General features: G+C 66.1%; 32 protein-coding genes. 1 reads left to right on the top strand and 31 read right to left on the bottom strand.

What is annotated here, in order from left to right:
• Positions 1-76: 76 nt before the first annotated feature.
• The 31 genes from truA to rpsJ all read right to left on the bottom strand — a co-directional run bounded on the left by truA (position 77) and on the right by rpsJ (position 17,422).
• The gene (truA, locus tag AB0L37_RS07835) at positions 77-931 is read right to left on the bottom strand and encodes a tRNA pseudouridine(38-40) synthase TruA (RefSeq protein WP_365501491.1); all 855 of its coding nucleotides are present in this window, start codon (positions 929-931) and stop codon (positions 77-79) included.
• Between the two features lie 77 nt (positions 932-1,008).
• Positions 1,009-1,506 carry a 50S ribosomal protein L17 gene (gene rplQ / locus AB0L37_RS07830; protein WP_365501489.1) on the bottom strand — a complete coding sequence of 166 codons (498 nt, stop codon included), beginning with the start codon at positions 1,504-1,506 and terminating at the stop codon, positions 1,009-1,011.
• Positions 1,507-1,628: 122 nt separating this feature from the next.
• Complete coding sequence (locus AB0L37_RS07825) at positions 1,629-2,651, bottom strand: DNA-directed RNA polymerase subunit alpha (protein ID WP_003966937.1); 1,023 nt, start codon at positions 2,649-2,651, stop codon at positions 1,629-1,631.
• Between the two features lie 132 nt (positions 2,652-2,783).
• Entirely contained in the window at positions 2,784-3,188 is a 405-nt protein-coding gene (rpsK, locus tag AB0L37_RS07820; RefSeq protein WP_003948617.1) for a 30S ribosomal protein S11, read from the bottom strand.
• A gap of 65 nt (positions 3,189-3,253) precedes the next feature.
• Entirely contained in the window at positions 3,254-3,634 is a 381-nt protein-coding gene (rpsM, locus tag AB0L37_RS07815; RefSeq protein WP_365501487.1) for a 30S ribosomal protein S13, read from the bottom strand.
• A 214-nt stretch (positions 3,635-3,848) separates the two neighbouring features.
• Complete coding sequence (gene rpmJ / locus AB0L37_RS07810) at positions 3,849-3,962, bottom strand: 50S ribosomal protein L36 (RefSeq protein ID WP_003974245.1); 114 nt, start codon at positions 3,960-3,962, stop codon at positions 3,849-3,851.
• A 56-nt stretch (positions 3,963-4,018) separates the two neighbouring features.
• Positions 4,019-4,240, bottom strand: a complete 222-nt coding sequence (gene infA, locus AB0L37_RS07805; RefSeq protein ID WP_003948620.1) for a translation initiation factor IF-1 — start codon at positions 4,238-4,240, stop codon at positions 4,019-4,021.
• Positions 4,241-4,453: 213 nt separating this feature from the next.
• Positions 4,454-5,290 carry a type I methionyl aminopeptidase gene (map, locus tag AB0L37_RS07800; RefSeq protein WP_365501485.1) on the bottom strand — a complete coding sequence of 279 codons (837 nt, stop codon included), beginning with the start codon at positions 5,288-5,290 and terminating at the stop codon, positions 4,454-4,456.
• 114 nt (positions 5,291-5,404) lie between these two features.
• A complete protein-coding gene (locus AB0L37_RS07795; protein WP_365501483.1) occupies positions 5,405-6,052 on the bottom strand; it encodes an adenylate kinase in 648 nt (215 codons plus the stop codon).
• Positions 6,052-7,365, bottom strand: a complete 1,314-nt coding sequence (gene secY / locus AB0L37_RS07790; RefSeq protein ID WP_338697280.1) for a preprotein translocase subunit SecY — start codon at positions 7,363-7,365, stop codon at positions 6,052-6,054. The genes AB0L37_RS07795 and secY overlap by 1 nt, the downstream gene beginning before the upstream one ends.
• A 234-nt stretch (positions 7,366-7,599) precedes the next feature.
• A complete protein-coding gene (gene rplO, locus AB0L37_RS07785) occupies positions 7,600-8,055 on the bottom strand; it encodes a 50S ribosomal protein L15 (RefSeq protein ID WP_365501481.1) in 456 nt (151 codons plus the stop codon).
• Between the two features lie 2 nt (positions 8,056-8,057).
• A complete protein-coding gene (rpmD, locus tag AB0L37_RS07780; protein WP_052580766.1) occupies positions 8,058-8,237 on the bottom strand; it encodes a 50S ribosomal protein L30 in 180 nt (59 codons plus the stop codon).
• Positions 8,237-8,839 (bottom strand): 30S ribosomal protein S5, encoded by a 603-nt coding sequence (gene rpsE, locus AB0L37_RS07775; RefSeq protein ID WP_365501478.1) that lies wholly within the window; start codon positions 8,837-8,839, stop codon positions 8,237-8,239. The genes rpmD and rpsE overlap by 1 nt, the downstream gene beginning before the upstream one ends.
• Before the next feature lie 41 nt (positions 8,840-8,880).
• Positions 8,881-9,264: a 50S ribosomal protein L18 gene (rplR, locus tag AB0L37_RS07770; protein WP_338697290.1), complete on the bottom strand. Its 384-nt coding sequence runs from the start codon at positions 9,262-9,264 to the stop codon at positions 8,881-8,883.
• Positions 9,265-9,267: 3 nt separating this feature from the next.
• Positions 9,268-9,807 (bottom strand): 50S ribosomal protein L6, encoded by a 540-nt coding sequence (rplF, locus tag AB0L37_RS07765; RefSeq protein ID WP_365501476.1) that lies wholly within the window; start codon positions 9,805-9,807, stop codon positions 9,268-9,270.
• Between the two features lie 24 nt (positions 9,808-9,831).
• Positions 9,832-10,230 carry a 30S ribosomal protein S8 gene (gene rpsH / locus AB0L37_RS07760; protein ID WP_018528360.1) on the bottom strand — a complete coding sequence of 133 codons (399 nt, stop codon included), beginning with the start codon at positions 10,228-10,230 and terminating at the stop codon, positions 9,832-9,834.
• Positions 10,231-10,456: 226 nt separating this feature from the next.
• Positions 10,457-10,642 (bottom strand): type Z 30S ribosomal protein S14, encoded by a 186-nt coding sequence (locus AB0L37_RS07755; RefSeq protein ID WP_003956452.1) that lies wholly within the window; start codon positions 10,640-10,642, stop codon positions 10,457-10,459.
• 5 nt (positions 10,643-10,647) lie between these two features.
• Positions 10,648-11,205 carry a 50S ribosomal protein L5 gene (rplE, locus tag AB0L37_RS07750; protein ID WP_365501474.1) on the bottom strand — a complete coding sequence of 186 codons (558 nt, stop codon included), beginning with the start codon at positions 11,203-11,205 and terminating at the stop codon, positions 10,648-10,650.
• Positions 11,205-11,528, bottom strand: coding sequence for a 50S ribosomal protein L24 (gene rplX, locus AB0L37_RS07745; protein WP_030685463.1), 324 nt, complete (start codon positions 11,526-11,528; stop codon positions 11,205-11,207). The genes rplE and rplX overlap by 1 nt, the downstream gene beginning before the upstream one ends.
• 2 nt (positions 11,529-11,530) lie before the next feature.
• A complete protein-coding gene (gene rplN / locus AB0L37_RS07740) occupies positions 11,531-11,899 on the bottom strand; it encodes a 50S ribosomal protein L14 (protein ID WP_003974257.1) in 369 nt (122 codons plus the stop codon).
• A 148-nt stretch (positions 11,900-12,047) separates the two neighbouring features.
• The gene (rpsQ, locus tag AB0L37_RS07735; RefSeq protein ID WP_111663851.1) at positions 12,048-12,332 is read right to left on the bottom strand and encodes a 30S ribosomal protein S17; all 285 of its coding nucleotides are present in this window, start codon (positions 12,330-12,332) and stop codon (positions 12,048-12,050) included.
• On the bottom strand, positions 12,332-12,556 hold the full coding sequence (gene rpmC, locus AB0L37_RS07730) for a 50S ribosomal protein L29 (protein ID WP_010036720.1): 225 nt from the start codon (positions 12,554-12,556) through the stop codon (positions 12,332-12,334). The genes rpsQ and rpmC overlap by 1 nt, the downstream gene beginning before the upstream one ends.
• On the bottom strand, positions 12,556-12,975 hold the full coding sequence (gene rplP / locus AB0L37_RS07725) for a 50S ribosomal protein L16 (protein ID WP_055553500.1): 420 nt from the start codon (positions 12,973-12,975) through the stop codon (positions 12,556-12,558). Before rplP ends, rpmC begins: the two co-directional genes overlap by 1 nt.
• Positions 12,976-12,980: 5 nt before the next feature.
• Positions 12,981-13,817, bottom strand: coding sequence for a 30S ribosomal protein S3 (gene rpsC, locus AB0L37_RS07720; RefSeq protein WP_338697302.1), 837 nt, complete (start codon positions 13,815-13,817; stop codon positions 12,981-12,983).
• Entirely contained in the window at positions 13,817-14,164 is a 348-nt protein-coding gene (rplV, locus tag AB0L37_RS07715; RefSeq protein ID WP_030359020.1) for a 50S ribosomal protein L22, read from the bottom strand. Before rplV ends, rpsC begins: the two co-directional genes overlap by 1 nt.
• Before the next feature lie 42 nt (positions 14,165-14,206).
• Positions 14,207-14,488 carry a 30S ribosomal protein S19 gene (gene rpsS, locus AB0L37_RS07710; protein WP_030788278.1) on the bottom strand — a complete coding sequence of 94 codons (282 nt, stop codon included), beginning with the start codon at positions 14,486-14,488 and terminating at the stop codon, positions 14,207-14,209.
• Between the two features lie 12 nt (positions 14,489-14,500).
• Complete coding sequence (gene rplB / locus AB0L37_RS07705) at positions 14,501-15,337, bottom strand: 50S ribosomal protein L2 (protein WP_338697304.1); 837 nt, start codon at positions 15,335-15,337, stop codon at positions 14,501-14,503.
• Between the two features lie 39 nt (positions 15,338-15,376).
• Positions 15,377-15,793 carry a 50S ribosomal protein L23 gene (gene rplW / locus AB0L37_RS07700; protein ID WP_018528352.1) on the bottom strand — a complete coding sequence of 139 codons (417 nt, stop codon included), beginning with the start codon at positions 15,791-15,793 and terminating at the stop codon, positions 15,377-15,379.
• Positions 15,793-16,446 carry a 50S ribosomal protein L4 gene (rplD, locus tag AB0L37_RS07695; protein ID WP_338697305.1) on the bottom strand — a complete coding sequence of 218 codons (654 nt, stop codon included), beginning with the start codon at positions 16,444-16,446 and terminating at the stop codon, positions 15,793-15,795. Before rplD ends, rplW begins: the two co-directional genes overlap by 1 nt.
• A 5-nt stretch (positions 16,447-16,451) precedes the next feature.
• The gene (rplC, locus tag AB0L37_RS07690; protein WP_338697306.1) at positions 16,452-17,096 is read right to left on the bottom strand and encodes a 50S ribosomal protein L3; all 645 of its coding nucleotides are present in this window, start codon (positions 17,094-17,096) and stop codon (positions 16,452-16,454) included.
• 17 nt (positions 17,097-17,113) lie between these two features.
• On the bottom strand, positions 17,114-17,422 hold the full coding sequence (gene rpsJ / locus AB0L37_RS07685) for a 30S ribosomal protein S10 (protein ID WP_003948644.1): 309 nt from the start codon (positions 17,420-17,422) through the stop codon (positions 17,114-17,116).
• A 554-nt stretch (positions 17,423-17,976) separates the two neighbouring features.
• Here rpsJ and AB0L37_RS07680 point away from each other — a divergent pair.
• Positions 17,977-18,371 (top strand): hypothetical protein (locus AB0L37_RS07680; protein ID WP_365501469.1); only part of this gene is annotated, 395 nt, incomplete at its 3' end.

Raw genomic sequence — 18,371 nt, 5'->3', positions numbered from 1 at the left:
CAGGCGTGTTACCTGAGGGTTTCATCTCTTCTCGTCCCGGCCGTACAACCATCGGCCCTCTTCGACTGTCTGCGCTTCAGCAGCAGCCCGCCCCCGGAAGGGTCCGCCTGTTGCGCGCCTCAAGGTTCCGGGCGGCGAGCAACTCGTCGGCGGGGTACCCGACTTCCTCCAGGGTCAGCCCGTGCGGCCGCACCACGTGCACCGCCGAATCCCGCACCCCGGCCGCGAGCACCTTCCCCGGCCACTCAGGGCCGCGGTGCCCGTCACCGACGAACAGCAGCGCCCCGATGAGCGACCGCACCATGTTGTGGCAGAAGGCGTCGGCCCGCACGGTGGCGGTGATGATCCCGTCCTCGTCCCGTACAAGACTGAGCTCCTGCAACGTACGAATCGTGGTCGCACCCTCGCGCCGCTTGCAGTACGCCGCGAAGTCGTGCTCCCCGAGCAGCCGCTGGGCGGCGGCGTTCATGGCGTCCACGTCCAACGGCCAGTCGTGCCACAGCACATGCCCCCGCAGCAGCGGGTCGACACCGCCCGGATGATCGGTCACGCGGTACGCGTACCGCCGCCAGATCGCCGAGAACCGCGCGTTGAACCCGCTCGGCGCCTCGGCCACCGACCACACCCGCACGTCCCGGGGCAGCCGCCCGCCGAGCCGCTTCAGCAGCTTCTCCGCGTGCTCGCCCCACACCTCCACCGGCAGATCCACATGCGCCACCTGCCCCCGCGCGTGCACCCCGGCATCGGTCCGCCCGGCCACGGTCAGCTCGTACGTCGTCGAGGACCGGGTCACGGTCCGCAGCGCGTCCTCGATCTCCCCCTGCACGGTCCGCCGCCCGCCGGCCTGCTTGGCCCACCCGGAGAAGTCCTTGCCGTCGTACGACAGATCGAGCCGCACCCGCACGAACCCGTCAGCTACTTCATCACTCACCCGAAGATCCTCTCAGCAACGCGAAGCGGGCCCGCCCCCGAAGGAACGGACCCGCTCGACACTCAAGGCACGAGGCCTCAGGCGTCCTTGGACTCCTCGGCGGCCTCAGCCGGCTTGGCGTCCTCGACGACCTCGGCGGCCGGAGCGGCAGCCTCGGCGTCCTTGGCGGCACGCTTGGTGGCGGCCTCGGCCTCACCAGTGGCCTGCTGCGCGACCGTCAGGGCCTCGACCAGCTCGATGACAGCCATGGGCGCGTTGTCGCCACGGCGGTTACCGATCTTGGTGATACGGGTGTAACCACCCGGACGGTTCTCGTAGCGCGGGGCGATCTCGGTGAAGAGCGTGTGGACGACGCCCTTGTCCGAGATGACCTGGAGCACCTGACGGCGGTTGTGAAGGTCACCCTTCTTCGCCTTGGTGACCAGACGCTCCGCGTACGGACGCAGACGACGGGCCTTGGCCTCGGTCGTCGTGATCTTGCCGTGCTCGAAGAGCGACTTCGCGAGGTTCGCGAGGAGCAGCTTCTCGTGCGCAGCGCTGCCGCCCAGACGGGCACCCTTGGCGGGCTTCGGCATGATGTTTCTCCTAGGTGTCTGCTCCGGCCGTATCAGGTACCGAAGTCAGTGTCCGAGCGGACGGGTTCGTCCGTCGGAGATCCGGGGGACGCGTCACACGTCCCCCGGAGGCCGGGGACCGATCAGTACTGCTCGGTCTCCACGAAACCCGCGTCCGCGTCGTCGTCGGCGCCGAAGGCGTCGGCGGCGGCGGTCGGGTCGAATCCGGGCGGGCTGTCCTTGAGGGCCAGGCCCATGCCGGCCAGCTTCGCCTTGACCTCGTCGATCGACTTCGCACCGAAGTTGCGGATGTCGAGCAGGTCGGCCTCGGAGCGGGCGACGAGCTCACCCACGGAGTGGATGCCCTCGCGCTTGAGGCAGTTGTACGACCGAACGGTGAGCTCGAGCTCCTCGATCGGCAGCGCCAGATCGGCGGCGAGCGCGGCGTCCGTCGGGGACGGACCCATATCGATGCCCTCGGCGTCGATGTTCAGCTCGCGGGCGAGACCGAACAGCTCGACCAGCGTCTTACCGGCGGACGCCATGGCGTCGCGCGGCCGCATGGCCTGCTTGGTCTCGACGTCGACGATCAGCTTGTCGAAGTCGGTGCGCTGCTCGACACGCGTCGCCTCGACCTTGTACGTGACCTTGAGAACCGGCGAGTAGATCGAGTCGACCGGGATACGGCCGATCTCCTGGCCCACCTGCTTGTTCTGCACGGCGGAGACGTAGCCGCGACCGCGCTCGACGGTCAGCTCCATCTCCAGCTTGCCCTTGCCGTTGAGCGTGGCGAGGACGAGGTCGGGGTTGTGCACCTCGACACCGGCCGGGGGCGCGATGTCGGCGGCGGTGACCAGACCCGGGCCCTGCTTGCGCAGGTACATCACGACCGGCTCGTCGTGCTCCGAGGAGACGACCAGCTGCTTGATGTTGAGGATCAGGTCGGTGACGTCTTCCTTGACGCCCGGCACGGTGGTGAACTCGTGCAGGACACCGTCGATACGGATCGACGTGACCGCCGCACCCGGGATCGACGACAGAAGCGTGCGACGGAGAGAGTTGCCGAGGGTGTAACCGAAGCCCGGCTCCAGCGGCTCGATCACGAACCGGGACCGGAACTCGTCGACGACCTCTTCGGTCAACGAGGGACGCTGAGCAATCAGCATTCTGCGATTCCTTCAGTCGTGGGCACCCACTATTTGATGCCCGACTAGTACTACAAGGGTACGGGCGATACAGCCCCGAAGAGCCGTACCGCCCGAAACCTCAGACCAAGCTACGTACGAACGCCTGACAGGTCAGACGCGACGGCGCTTGGGCGGACGGCAGCCGTTGTGCGGCGTGGGCGTCACGTCCTGGATCGAGCCGACCTCGAGGCCGGTCGCCTGGAGCGAACGGATGGCGGTCTCGCGACCGGAACCCGGGCCCTTGACGAACACGTCGACCTTGCGCATGCCGTGCTCCTGCGCGCGACGGGCAGCCGACTCGGCGGCCATCTGCGCGGCGAACGGCGTGGACTTGCGGGAGCCCTTGAAACCGACGTGGCCGGCGGAGGCCCACGAGATCACGTTGCCGGTCGGGTCCGTGATGGACACGATCGTGTTGTTGAACGTGCTCTTGATGTGAGCGTGCCCGTGGGCGACGTTCTTCTTTTCCTTGCGGCGCACCTTCTTGGCAGCGCCCTGACGACCCTTGGGGGGCATGTCGTTCTCCTACAGGGAGGTGGTCGGTCCTACAGCGAAGACCGCTGGTGAGCGTCCGCTGAGGACTACTTCTTGCCCGGCTTCTTCTTACCGGCGATGGCGCGACGCGGGCCCTTGCGGGTGCGGGCGTTCGTGCTGGTGCGCTGGCCGCGGACCGGCAGACCACGACGGTGACGGAGACCCTGGTAGCAACCGATCTCGACCTTGCGGCGGATGTCGGCCTGGATCTCGCGACGGAGGTCACCCTCGGTCTGGAAGTTCTGGTCCACGTACTCGCGGATCTTGACGAGGTCTTCCTCGCTCAGGTCGCGAACACGGACGTTGCGGTCCACACCGGTGGCGTCCAGCGTCTGCTGGGCGCGCGTGCGACCGATACCGAACACGTACGTGAGGGCAACCTCGACGCGCTTGTCGCGCGGGAGGTCAACACCTTCAAGGCGTGCCATTCAAGGCTCCTGTTGATACTCGGAGGTCTGTAGCAGAACCACTCCCAGTCGCCGTTCCCACTGAGCTCAGCGGGTTGGTACGCACTGGGTCCCCGGCCTCCGACCGAGGGTGTCGCCACGACGAGACGGACTCGTCGCCGGCGGGCTCTGCATATGTACTCAATGTGCTGCGTCGCGCGAGATCTACGAACGAACTGCAGTGAACGGGTCTACGTCAGCCCTGGCGCTGCTTGTGGCGCGGGTTGTCGCAGATCACCATGACCCGGCCGTGACGGCGGATCACCCTGCACTTGTCGCAGATCTTCTTGACGCTCGGCTTGACCTTCATGGGTGAGGTTCTCCGGGTCAGTTGCCGGCGGCCCGCAGAGCGGGACTGGGCAAGATCTACTTGTACCGGTAGACGATCCGGCCACGCGTCAGGTCGTACGGAGACAGCTCCACCACGACCCGGTCGTCAGGGAGGATGCGGATGTAGTGCATGCGCATCTTGCCGCTGATGTGTGCCAGGACCTGGTGGCCGTTCTGGAGCTCCACCTTGAACATGGCGTTCGGAAGAGACTCGACGACAGTGCCTTCGATCTCGATGGCACCTTGCTTCTTGGCCACGCTTCGCCCTTCGAATCGACTACCTTGATCGACTCTCGTTGAACCGCTTCCCGACGTGCAGGCATGCGGATACACGAGAGCCGACGAGTCAGTCTACGTCAGTACCCCGGGAAAGACGAATCCACGAATTCTGCCCCACCGGGAAGATCCTTACGCAACCGACGCCCCGAGTTACGCCGACGGGACCCGGCCCCCGACGCCCCGACGCCCCACTCACCCCAAGGGGTCCGGCGCCGCCGTCACACCCAGCTCCGCCAGCTTCGCCTTGCCGCCGTCCGGAGCCGTGAGCACCAACGGCCCCTCCTCCGTCAGCGCCACCGAGTGCTCCCAGTGCGAGGACCAGGAGCCGTCCGTCGTGATGACCGTCCAGTCGTCCTCCAGGACCTCCGTGCGGGGGGTGCCCAGGGAGACCATCGGCTCGATGGCGAGGCAGAAGCCGGGGACCAGCTTGGGGCCCTTGCCGCGGCGGCGCTCGACGTAGTTCAGGAGGTGCGGGTCCATGTGCATCTCGGTGCCGATGCCGTGGCCGCCGTAGTCCTCGACGATCCCGTACTTGCCGCCGCCCGGCTTCGGCTGGCGGCGGATGTACGTCTCGATGGCGCGCGAGATGTCGACGAGCCGGTTGCCCGCCTTCATCGCGGCGAGCCCGGCCCACATCGACTCCTCGGTCACCCGGGAGAGCTCGATCAGCTCGGGCGCGTGGCCGGACCCGACGAAGGCGGTGTACGCCGCGTCGCCGTGCCAGCCGTCCACGATCGCGCCGGCGTCGATGGAGATGATGTCGCCGTCCTCCAGGACGACGTCGTCGCTCGGGATGCCGTGCACCACGACCTCGTTCTTCGAGGTGCAGATGGTCGCGGGGAAGCCGCCGTAGCCGAGGAAGTTCGACTTCGCCCCGTGCTCGGCGATGACCTTGCGGGCGACCTCGTCCAGATCCCTGGTGGTCGCGCCGGGCACGGCCGCCTCACGGGTCGCGGCGTGGATCGCCGCGACGACAAGCCCCGCCTCCCGCATCTTGCGAATCTGGTCGGGGGTCTTGATCTGCACCATGGGGGCCTGCGCTCTCCGTCATCCGGTAAAAGAAGGGGACCTACCAACACTAAGGCCGCGGTACCCCTGACGGGGAACCGCGGCCTCAGTCACGTACAGCGAAGAGCGGGACGACTAGCGCCCCAGGGCCTCCATGGCCCGCGCCGTGACCTCTTCCACCTTGCCGAGCGCGGAGATCGTCACGACGAGCCCCTGCTCCCGGTAGTAGTCGATGATCGGCTCGGTCTGCGTGTGGTAGACCTCGAGCCGCTTGCGCACGGTCTCTTCCTTGTCGTCGTCGCGCTGGTACAGCTCGCCGCCGCAGACGTCACAGACGCCCTCGGCCTTCGGCTGCTTGTACGCGACGTGGAAGACGTGCGCCGAGTCGTTACGGCAGATGCGGCGGCCGGCGATGCGCTTGACCACCTCGTCCTCGGGGACCTCCAGGTCCAGGACCGCGTCGAGCTTCACGTCGTCCGTCTTGAGGGCGACGTCGAGCGCCTCGGCCTGCGAGACGTTGCGCGGGAAGCCGTCGAGCAGGAAGCCGTTGACGGCGTCCGGCTGCTCCATGCGGTCCTTGGCCATCCCGATGGTGACCTCGTCCGGTACCAGCTGGCCCGCGTCCATGTAGGACTTGGCCTGCTTGCCGAGATCCGTGCCCTTGCTGATGTTGGCACGGAAGAGGTCGCCCGTGGAGATGTGCGGGATCGACAGGTTCTGGGCAAGGTACGCGGCCTGCGTTCCCTTGCCAGCACCGGGCGGCCCGACGAGGACGATTCGCATCAGCGGAGGAACCCTTCGTAATTGCGCTGCTGGAGCTGGCTCTCGATCTGCTTCACCGTCTCCAGACCAACACCCACGATGATCAGGATGCTGGTGCCGCCGAAGGGGAAGTTCTGGTTTGCCCCGAAACCAACCAACGCCATCGTCGGTACGAGAGCGATCAGACCCAAGTACAGCGAACCCGGCCAGGTGATCCGGTTGAGCACGTACGAAAGGTACTCAGCGGTCGGTCGGCCAGCCCGGATGCCCGGGATGAAGCCACCATACTTCTTCATGTTGTCCGCGACTTCCTCGGGGTTGAACGAGATCGCCACGTAGAAGAAGGCGAAGAACACGATCAGGAGGAAGTACGTGACGATGTAAATCGGGTGATTTCCCTTGGTCAGGTGGTCGTCGATCCACAGCTTCCACGACGAGTCGCCGCCCGCGAACTGCGCGACGAGTGCCGGGATGTAGAGGAGGGACGACGCGAAGATGACCGGGATCACACCCGCCTGGTTCACCTTGAGCGGGATGTACGTGGACGTACCGCCGTAGGACCGGCGGCCGACCATGCGCTTGGCGTACTGCACCGGGATACGGCGCTGGGCCTGCTCGACGAAGACCACCAGGCCGACCATGACGAGGCCGACGAGGATGACGGTGCCGAACTCGATCCAGCCGTCGGCCAGCGAACCACCCTGCTTGATGGCCCACAGAGCGGACGGGAAGGTGGCGGCGATCGAGATGAACATCAGGATCGACATGCCGTTGCCGATGCCCTTGTCGGTGATCAGCTCGCCGAGCCACATCATCACGCAGGTGCCGGCGGTCATCGTGATGACCATCGTGATGGTGATGAAGATCGACTGGTCGGGCACGATCTCGCTGGCGACGGGGCAGCCCTGGAAGAGCGCGCCCGTACGAGCGGTGGCGACGAGGCCCGTGCCCTGGAGGATGGCGAGCGCCACGGTCAGATAACGCGTGTACTGCGTGATCTTCGCCGTGCCGGCCTGCCCCTCCTTCTTGAGGGCTTCGAGGCGAGGGATCACCACGGTGAGCAGCTGCAGAATGATGCTCGCGGTGATGTACGGCATGATGCCGAGCGCGAAGACCGTGATCTGGAGCAGCGCGCCACCGCTGAACATGTTGACCAGACCGAACAGGCCGGTACTGGAACTGGCCTGGTCCATGCACGTCTGGACGTTCGAGTAATCGACGCCGGGGATGGGCACGTGTGCGCCGAGCCGGTAGATCACGACGATGCCGAGCGTGAAGAGCAGCTTCTTGCGCAGGTCGGGCGTCTTGAACGCCCGGGCGAACGCGGTGAGCACGGTGCCTCCTGCGACCCCCGCGCGCGTGCGTCAGAGGTGACGGTCTTGAGGATTCGACGAATAGGTAACGGTCGAAGTCCAGGATTGGTGCCGGGGGCACTCAAAGCCGGGAAATCAACAGCGGACGCCACCTTACCGGCGGACCCGCCCCCCTAGGAACGACCAACCGGGGATACCCCTTTTGTGGGGTATCCCCGGTCGGGATCGCTCACGTCATCGAGACGTCCGAGTGACTCAGACGAGCTCGGTGACCGTACCGCCCGCGGCGGTGATCTTCTCCTTGGCGGAGCCGGAGACGGCATCGACCGTCACCTGCAGCGCCACGGAGATCTCGCCCTGGCCCAGGACCTTGACGAGGCTGTTCTTACGGACAGCACCCTTTTCCACCAGACCCTCGACGGTGACTTCGCCACCCTCGGGGTACAGCGAGGCGAGCTTGTCCAGGTTCACGACCTGGAACTCGACCTTGAAGGGGTTCTTGAAGCCCTTCAGCTTCGGGAGACGCATGTGGAGGGGCATCTGGCCACCCTCGAAGCGCTCCGGAACCTGGTAACGGGCCTTCGTGCCCTTGGTACCACGACCGGCCGTCTTACCCTTCGACGCCTCACCACGACCAACACGGGTCTTGGCGGTCTTGGCGCCGGGGGCCGGACGGAGGTTGTGGATCTTCAGCGGGTTGTTCTCCGCCATGATCAGACCTCCTCAACCGTCACGAGGTGGCGGACGGTGTGCACCATGCCGCGGAACTCGGGGCGGTCCTCCTTGACGACCTGCGTGTTGATGCCCTTGAGACCAAGGGAACGCAGGGTGTCACGGTGGTTCTGCTTGCTGCCGATGTACGACTTGACCTGCGTGATCTTGAGCTGCGCCATTACGCACCAGCCCCGGCACGCGCACGGAGCAGAGCCGCGGGGGCAACGTCCTCGAGGGGCAGACCACGGCGAGCCGCGATCTCCTCGGGGCGCTGCAGGCCCTTCAGGGCCTCCACGGTCGCGTGCACGATGTTGATCGCGTTGTCGGAGCCGAGCGACTTCGACAGGATGTCGTGAACGCCGGCGCACTCGAGCACGGCGCGCACCGGACCACCGGCGATAACACCGGTACCCGGGGACGCGGGCTTGAGCAGCACGACGCCGGCAGCCTTCTCACCCTGGATCGGGTGGGGGATGGTGCCCTGGATACGGGGGACCTTGAAGAAGTGCTTCTTGGCCTCCTCAACACCCTTGGCGATGGCGGCCGGCACCTCCTTGGCCTTGCCGTAACCGACACCCACGGTGCCGTCACCATCGCCCACCACGACCAGCGCGGTGAAGCTGAAGCGACGACCACCCTTCACAACCTTGGCGACACGGTTGATCGCGACAACGCGCTCAACGTATGCGGTCTTCTCGGCGGCAGCGCCACCGTCGCGACCCTTCCGGTCCCGCCGCTCGCCGCCACCGGCACCGCCACCGCGGCGCTGGGGTCCAGCCATTGGAATTACCTCTCTCTGTTTCCGCTAGCTACGGAACCGACTCAGAACTTGAGTCCGGCTTCGCGGGCGGCGTCCGCCAGGGCAGCGATGCGCCCGGCGTACTGGTTTCCACCACGGTCGAACACGACAGCCTCGACACCGGCGGCCTTGGCGCGCTCGGCAACCAGGGCGCCGACCGACTTGGCCTGCGTGGACTTGTCGCCCTCGCCACCGCGGATCGAAGCGTCCAGGGTGGAAGCCGACGCGAGGGTGTGACCCTTCACGTCGTCGATCACCTGGGCGACGATGTTGCGGTTCGAGCGGGTGACGACCAGGCGCGGACGCTCCGCCGTACCGGAGATGCTCTTCCGGATACGGATGTGGCGACGCTTGATGGCAGCACGCTTGTAAGCGTCGCCCTTCAGAATCTTCTGCCCGTATGCCATGGCTTACTTACCCGCCTTTCCGACCTTGCGGCGGATGACTTCGCCCTCGTACTTGACACCCTTGGCCTTGTACGGGTCGGGCTTGCGCAGCTTGCGGATGTTGGCCGCAACCTCGCCGACCTTCTGCTTGTCGATGCCCTCGACCGAGAACTTGGTCGCCGATTCGACCTTGAACGAGATGCCCTCGGGCGCCTCGACCAGGATCGGGTGGCTGTAGCCGAGCGAGAACTCCAGGTTGGAGCCCTTCGCCAGGACGCGGTAACCGACACCGCTGATCTCGAGCTTCTTCACGTAACCCGTGGTCACGCCGGTGATCATGTTCGCCACCAGCGTGCGGGACAGGCCGTGCAGGGCCTTGTTCTGACGCTCGTCGTTCGGGCGGGTGACGTTCAGGACGCCGTCCTCACCCTTGGCGATCTCGATCGGCGCCACGACGGTGTGGCTCAGAGTTCCCTTGGAACCCTTCACCGTGACCGTCTGGCCGTCGATGGTGACGTCCACGCCGGCGGGAACCGTGATGGGGAGCTTGCCAATACGCGACATAGCTGTTTCCTCCGTTCCCTTCCGCTACCAGACGTAGGCGAGGACTTCCCCACCCACGCCCTTCTTGCCTGCCTGCTGGCCGGTCAGGAGACCGTGCGACGTGGAGATGATCGCCACGCCCAGGCCACCGAGGACCTTCGGCAGGTTGGTGGACTTCGCGTAAACACGCAGACCCGGCTTGGAGATGCGCTTGATGCCGGCGATCGAACGCTCACGGTTCGGGCCGAACTTCAGCTCCAGGACGAGGTTCTTGCCGACCTCGGCGTCCTCGACCTTCCAGCCGGTGATGAAACCCTCCTGCTGGAGGATCTCGGCGATGTGCGACTTGATCTTGCTGTGCGGCATAGCCACGGTGTCGTGGTACGCCGAGTTCGCGTTCCGCAGACGCGTAAGCATGTCTGCGATCGGATCAGTCATGGTCATGAATTGGCCTTCGGCCTCTCTCGCCGGGGTTTCCTGTATGCGCCATCCCTCTCCCCACACAGAGGCAGGACGGGTGCGGCACGGGGACCTACGGCGTAGTAAGTCGGTCAGGGCGGCAGAAGCGCCCAACCCTCCTAGCCTAAGCCATGAGAGCTGGGGCCACTGCCGACCCTTTACTTACCGAGAGTCCTGAGCAATCCCCTACGCCCCAAGGGGCAGTAGGTGATTACCAGGAGCTCTTGGTCACGCCCGGCAGCTCGCCACGGTGAGCCATCTCACGAAGGCACACGCGGCACAGGCCGAACTTGCGGTACACGGAGTGCGGGCGGCCGCAGCGCTGGCAGCGGGTGTACGCACGCACACCGAACTTGGGCTTACGAGCAGCCTTGGCAATAAGAGCCTTCTTCGCCATCTCGCTTACGCCTCCTTGAACGGGAAGCCGAGGTGACGCAGAAGGGCACGGCCCTCGTCGTCGTTGGTCGCCGTGGTGACCACGGTGATGTCCATACCCCGGACGCGGTCGATCTTGTCCTGGTCGATCTCGTGGAACATGACCTGCTCGGTGAGACCGAAGGTGTAGTTGCCACGGCCGTCGAACTGCTTGGGAGACAGACCACGGAAGTCGCGGATGCGCGGAAGCGCGAGCGACAGGGTGCGGTCCAGGAACTCCCACATGCGGTCGCCACGGAGCGTGACGTGGGCACCGATCGGCTGACCCTCGCGCAGCTTGAACTGCGCGATGGACTTGCGGGCCTTGGTGATGGCCGGCTTCTGACCGGTGATCGTCGTCAGGTCACGGACGGCACCGTCCATGAGCTTCGAGTCACGGGCGGCGTCGCCGACACCCATGTTCACGACGATCTTGACGAGACCGGGGATCTGCATGACGTTCTCGTACGAGAACTCTTCCTGCAGCTTCGCCGCGATCTCCTCGCGGTACTTCGTCTTGAGACGCGGAGTGGTGGTGGTCGTCATCAGATGTCCTCACCCGTCCGCTTGGCAACGCGGATCTTGTTGCCCTCGTCGTCGAAGCGGTAACCGACGCGCGTGACGACCTTGTTGCCGTCCTTCTCCACGACCAGCTGGACGTTGGAGACGTGGACGGGGGCCTCGGTGGTCACGATGCCGCCGGCCTGCGAGCCGGAGGCCGTGGGGCCGGCCTTCGTGTGCTTCTTGACCCGGTTGACACCCTCGACCAGGACGCGCTCCTCGCGCGGGTAAGCGGCAATGACCTTGCCCTGCTTGCCCTTGTCCTTACCGGTGATGACCTGAACCAGGTCGCCCTTCTTGATCTTCATGCTTACAGCACCTCCGGCGCGAGCGAGATGATCTTCATGAACTTCTTCTCGCGCAGCTCACGGCCCACCGGGCCGAAGATACGGGTGCCGCGAGGGTCGCCGTCGTTCTTCAGAATGACGGCGGCGTTCTCGTCGAAGCGGATGTACGAGCCGTCCGGACGGCGGCGCTCCTTGACGGTGCGAACGATGACCGCCTTGACGACGTCACCCTTCTTCACGTTGCCACCGGGGATCGCGTCCTTGACGGTGGCGACGATGACGTCACCGATGCCCGCGTAGCGGCGACCCGAACCACCGAGAACACGGATGGTGAGGATTTCCTTCGCACCCGTGTTGTCGGCGACCCGAAGTCGCGACTCCTGCTGGATCACGTCTATCTCCTGATCGTCTGCCGGTTCCCGGCAGGGGTTCGCACGCGAACCCCTGCCGAGCCTGGCGGAACTGTCCTGCGGAGTTTCCCGCAGGAATTACATGGCCTCTCGAAGCCGAAGTGCAGCGGGGGCCTCGGCCCCCGCCGGACTACTTCGCCTTCTCGAGGATCTCGACGACGCGCCAGCGCTTCGTCGCGGACAGCGGCCGGGTCTCCATGAGGAGGACACGGTCGCCGACACCCGCGGCGTTCTGCTCGTCGTGCGCCTTCAGCTTGTTCGTACGGCGGATGACCTTGCCGTACAGGGCGTGCTTGACGCGGTCCTCGACAGCGACGACGACGGTCTTGTCCATCTTGTCGCTGACGACAAGACCCTCACGGGTCTTGCGGAAGCCGCGGGCGGCAGTCTCTTCAGTCACAGTCTTCTCGCTCATCAGGCGCTCTCCACCGTCTCGATGCCCAGCTCGCGCTCACGCATGAGGGTGTAGATCCGCGCGATGTCCTTGCGGACGGCCTTGAGCCGCCCGTGGTTCTCGAGCTGACCGGTCGCCGCCTGGAAGCGGAGGTTGAACAGCTCTTCCTTGGCCTCGCGGAGCTTGTTGAGAAGCTCCTCGTTGCCCAGCTCGCGCAGCTCGGACGCCTTGGTCCCGGCCGACATCACGCCTCACCTGCTTCGCGCTTAACGATCTTGCACTTCATCGGCAGCTTGTGGGCTGCGCGAGTCAGGGCTTCACGCGCGATCTTCTCGTTGGGGTACGACAGCTCGAACATCACGCGTCCGGGCTTGACGTTGGCGATCCACCACTCCGGCGAACCCTTACCGGAACCCATGCGGGTCTCGGCAGGCTTCTTGGTGAGGGGACGGTCCGGGTAAATGTTGATCCAGACCTTGCCACCACGCTTGATGTGGCGGGTCATCGCGATACGCGCGGCCTCGATCTGACGGTTGGTGACGTACGCCGGCGTGAGCGCCTGGATGCCGTACTCACCGAACGCAACCTGCGTGCCACCCTTGCTCATACCCGAGCGCTTGGGGTGGTGCTGCTTGCGGTGCTTGACCCGACGGGGGATCAGCATGGTGGTCAGGCCTCCGTTCCGGTGCTCTCAGCAGCCGGAGCAGCGGCAGCCTCAGCCTTGGGGGCCTCGGCGGCCGGAGCCGTCTGCTGTGCGGGCTTGCGGCCGCGGCCGCCACGCTCGCCACCGCGGCCACCACGGCCGGCGGGACGGTCGTTGCCACCACGGGCCGGGCGGTTACCCGCACGGGCCGCGGCGTTCTCGGCGCGAACCTCGGCGATGTTCTTGACGTCGCCCTTGTAGATCCAGACCTTCACGCCGATGCGGCCGAAGGTCGTCTTGGCCTCGAAGAAGCCGTAGTCCACGTTGGCGCGGAGCGTGTGCAGGGGCACGCGGCCCTCGCGGTAGAACTCCGAACGGGACATCTCGGCACCGCCGAGACGACCGCCACACTGGATCTTGATGCCCTTGGCGCCGGCCTTCATCGACGACTGCATGCTCTTACGCATGGCGCGACGGAAGGAGACGCGGGAGGACAGCTGCTCCGCGACGGCCTGGGCCACGAGCTGAGCGTCGACCTCGGGGTTCTTGACCTCGAGGATGTTCAGCTGGACCTGCTTGCCCGTGAGCTTCTCGAGGTCACCGCGGATGCGGTCGGCCTCGGCGCCACGGCGGCCGATGACGATGCCGGGACGAGCGGTGTGGATGTCCACACGCACGCGGTCACGGGTGCGCTCGATCTCAACCTTCGAGATGCCGGCGCGCTCCATGCCGGACGTCATCATCCGACGGATGGCGACGTCTTCCTTGACGTAGTCCTTGTACAGCTTGTCGGCGTACCAACGCGACTTGAAGTCGGTCGTGACACCGAGCCGGAACCCGTGCGGGTTTACCTTCTGGCCCATTACCGGGTTCCTTCCTTGCTGCTGACGACCACGGTGATGTGGCTGGTCCGCTTACGGATCCGGTAGGCACGGCCCTGAGCACGCGGACGGAACCGCTTCAGGGTCGGACCCTCATCCACGAACGCCTCGCTGATGAACAGCGACGAGGCGTCGGTGTGGTCGTAGTTGTGCGCGGCGTTGGCAATGGCGCTGTCCAGCACCTTGCCGACCGGCACGCTCGCGGCCTGCGGGGCGAAACGCAGGACCGCCTGAGCCTCCGTGGCATCCATGCCACGGATGAGGTCCACCACGCGGCGGGCCTTCATGGGCGTGACGCGGATGTACCGCGCCTGGGCCCTGGCTTCCATGGTTGTCCCTTCGGTGTTAGTCATAGTCGATTCCACCCCGCCTTAGCGGCGCTTCGACTTCCGGTCGTCCTTGACGTGACCCCGGAAGGTGCGCGTCGGCGAGAACTCGCCGAGCTTGTGGCCGACCATCGACTCGGTGACGAACACCGGGATGTGGGTCTTGCCGTTGTGCACCGCGATCGTGTGGCCCAGCATGCTGGGGATGATCATCGAGCGGCGGGACCAGGTCTTGATGACGTTCTTGGTACCGGCTTCGTTCTGAGCGTCCACCTTCTTCACGAGGTGGCCGTCAACGAAGGGTCCCTTCTTGAGACTGCGCGGCATCTAAACCCGCTCCTAGCGCTTCTTGTTCGTCTTGCGGCGGCGGACGATGTACTTGTTCGAAGCCTTCTTCGGCGAACGAGTACGACCCTCCTTCTGACCCCACGGCGAGACCGGGTGGCGACCACCGGAAGTCTTGCCTTCACCACCACCGTGCGGGTGGTCAACCGGGTTCATCGCCACACCGCGAACGGTCGGACGAACGCCCAGCCAGCGCTTACGGCCGGCCTTGCCCCAGTTGATGTTCGACTGCTCGGCGTTGCCGACCTCGCCGATCGTGGCGCGGCAGCGCACGTCGACCAGGCGGATCTCGCCGGAGGGCATACGAAGGTGGGCCATCGAGCCCTCCTTCGCCAGCAGCTGCACGGAGGCACCCGCGGAGCGGGCGAACTTGGCGCCGCCGCCCGGACGGAGCTCGATCGCGTGGATCGTGGTACCGACCGGGATGTTGCGCAGAGCAAGGTTGTTGCCCGGCTTGATGTCGGCCGACGGGCCGTTCTCGACCCGGTCACCCTGCGACAGGTTGCGGGGGGCGAGGATGTAGCGCTTCTCGCCGTCCGCGTAGTGCAGCAGCGCGATGCGCGCGGTGCGGTTCGGGTCGTACTCGATGTGCGCGACCTTCGCGGGCACGCCGTCCTTGTCGTGACGACGGAAGTCGATCACGCGGTAGGCGCGCTTGTGGCCACCACCCTGGTGGCGAACGGTCACACGACCGGCGTTGTTACGGCCGCCCTTGCTGTGCAGCGGGCGGACCAGCGACTTCTCCGGCGTGGACCGCGTGACCTCGACGAAGTCGGCGACGCTGGAGCCACGACGGCCCGGCGTAGTCGGCTTGTACTTGCGGATTCCCATTTCTCAGTCCTCGTCCGATATTCGGACCAGGGCGCTCCGTTAGGAGGCCTGGCCGAAGATGTCGATACGGTCGCCCTCAGCGAGGGTCACAATCGCGCGCTTGGAGTCGGCACGCTTGCCGAAACCGGTGCGGGTGCGCTTGCGCTTGCCCTGGCGGTTGAGCGTGTTGACGCCGGTGACCTTGACCGAGAAGACCGCCTCGACGGCCTGCTTGATCTGGGTCTTGTTGGCGCCGGGCGCGACGACGAAGGTGTACTTGCCCTCGTCGAGAAGCGCGTAGCTCTTCTCCGAGACGACCGGCTTGACGAGAACGTCACGGGGGTCCGTGAAGCTCTTGCTCAGCGGGGTCTCGACGGTGTTCTTGCCCTCGGTGGCGTGGCGCTTCGCCTTGGCGACGCGCGCGGCCTTGGCGGCCTTGGCGGCCTTCGAGGCGATGCTCGGGTGACGCGTAGCCATCAGGCTTCGCTCCCTTCGGTGTCAGCGGCCTTGGGGCCAGACACGAAGGACTCGAAAGCGGCCTGGGTGAAGACCACGTCGTCCGAGACGAGAACGTCGTACGTGTTCAGCTGGCCCGGCTCCAGGATGTGGACCTGGGGCAGGTTGCGAGCGGAGAGCAGCGAGGCCTCGTCGGCGCGGTCGATCACGAGGAGCAGGTTCTTGCGCTCCGAGATCTTGCCGAGCAGCGACTTCGCGGCCTTGGTGGAGACTCCGCCGTCGACCACGCCGGTGACGACGTGGATGCGAGCGTTGCGGGCCCGGTCGGTGAGGGCGTGGCGCAGGGCCGCGGCCTTCATCTTCTTCGGGGTCCGCTGCGAGTAGTCACGCGGGGTGGGGCCGTGAACGACGCCACCGCCCGCGAACTGCGGCGCGCGGGTCGAACCCTGGCGGGCGCGGCCGGTGCCCTTCTGGCGGTAAGGCTTCTTACCGCCACCACGGACCTCGCCACGACGCTTGACCTTGTGCGTGCCCTGACGGGCCGCGGCCAGCTGCGCGACGACAACCTGGTGGAGCAGCGGAACGCTGATCTTCTCTACGTCGAAGATCTCGGCCGGGAGCTCGACGGTCCCGGTCTTGTCGCCGGAGGGCGACAGAATGTCAATGGTGCTCATAGTCCTCAGGCCCCCTTGGCCGCGGTGCGGACCAGGACGAGGCCGCCGTTCGGACCAGGAACCGCGCCCTTGATCAGGAGCAGGCCCTTCTCCGCGTCAACGGCGTGAACGGTCAGGTTCTGGGTGGTGACCCGCTCGTTGCCCATGCGACCCGCCATGCGCATGCCCTTGAAGACACGGCCGGGGGTGGCACAGCCACCGATGGAACCGGGCATACGGTGCACACGGTGGGCACCGTGCGACGCCTTGCCACCCTTGAAGTTGTGGCGCTTCATGACACCGGCGAAGCCCTTGCCCTTGCTCTTGGCCGTGACGTCAACCTTGACGCCCGACTCGAAGACCTCGGCAGTGATCTCCTGGCCCAGCGTGTACTCGCTGGCGCCGGAGGTGCGGAGCTCCACCAGGTGGCGGCGCGGGGTCACGTCAGCCTTGGCGAAGTGGCCCTTGAGGGGCTTGTTCACCTTGCGCGGGTCGATCTCGCCGAAGGCGATCTGGACCGACTCGTAGCCGTCCACATCGTTCGTACGGACCTGGGTCACGACGTTCGGGCCGGCCTTGACGACGGTGACCGGAACAACACGGTTGTTCTCGTCCCACACCTGCGTCATGCCGAGCTTCTCGCCCAGGATGCCCTTGATCTGCTTAGTCATCTTCAGATCACCGGCCCTCAGAGCTTGATCTCGATGTCGACACCGGCCGGAAGGTCGAGTCGCATCAGGGAGTCAACGGTCTTCGGGGTGGGGTCGAGGATGTCGATGAGGCGCTTGTGCGTGCGCATCTCGAAGTGCTCGCGAGAATCCTTGTACTTGTGCGGCGACTTGATGACGCAGTACACGTTCTTCTCGGTAGGCAGCGGCACCGGGCCCGCGACCGACGCACCAGTACGCGTCACCGTCTCGACGATCTTCTTCGCCGAGGAGTCGATGACCTCGTGGTCGTAGGCCTTGAGCCGGATGCGGATCTTCTGTCCCGCCATGGCTACTTAGTAGTCCTGTCTCTCGTAACGCTCTGGAACCTGAGGGCCCTGTTTCACACTTCCTCCGACCCACGCGGTCGGGCGTGTCGCAGTCCCGCTGACAGAAATATCCGTACGGATTTCCCTGCTAAGGGTTCTGCGGCCCGAGGCCACATAGGTGCTGGGGGAAGAAACCCACCAGGTGCCTGGTCTCGCCCCTCACTGAGCTTCCCGGAAGATTCCCGTACGTCCGCCCAAGCGCTGCCGCAAGCGACAGATAGGGCGACGAGTACTGTGGGACTCGCTTCCGGTCCTCCCGGCGGGAGGCGCGCAGCATCGGCACTCAACCGAGCAACCCCGACAGTCTGCCATACGGGGCATGTCCGGGGCCAATCGAGCCGAAGAGAGTACCCGGTGAGTGACGAAGGTCAAACCCGGGGTGTCGACGGCGCGCACCGAGGGGGCTTGCGCTCAGGCCACCCACAGCGGTGATGATGGGCCGCATGTCTGAGCACGGGGGCGCGGCGGACCAGCCGCCTCGAATTCCAAGATCACGTCTCGCGGACTACGCGGAGATGGCCGAGGCCCCGGCCGCACCGGCCGCGGAACCCGGGCCCACGCCCGAGGAGGCCGAGCCGACAGCGGCCACGGACTCCGGGCCGTCGGTGAGCGAGGATCCGGTGCCGTCGGTGGCCGAGGATCCGGCGGCGTCGGTGGCCGAGGATCCTGAAGTGGCGGCGCGCAGGCGGGAGTTCGCCGCCCTGATGGGCGAGTTCCGGCGCACCGCGGTCCTGGTGCCGCTGGGCGGCCCGGAGGAGCCCGGCGGCGAGCAGGCCATGCTGACGGCCGACTTCAACGGCATCCGCTTCATCCTGGCGTTCTCCGACGAGCAGGCCCTGGCCCGCTACGCCAAGGCCCGGGGCGAGTACGCGCGCGAGTGGACGTACCAGACGGTGCTCGGCGCGAAACT

Origin of the sequence: Streptomyces sp. NPDC052225 (assembly GCF_040679615.1) — a bacterium.
Lineage (GTDB): Bacteria > Actinomycetota > Actinomycetes > Streptomycetales > Streptomycetaceae > Streptomyces.
The sequence above is the reverse complement of the archived record's forward strand: the minus strand, read 5'-3'. Positions and strand labels throughout refer to the sequence as shown.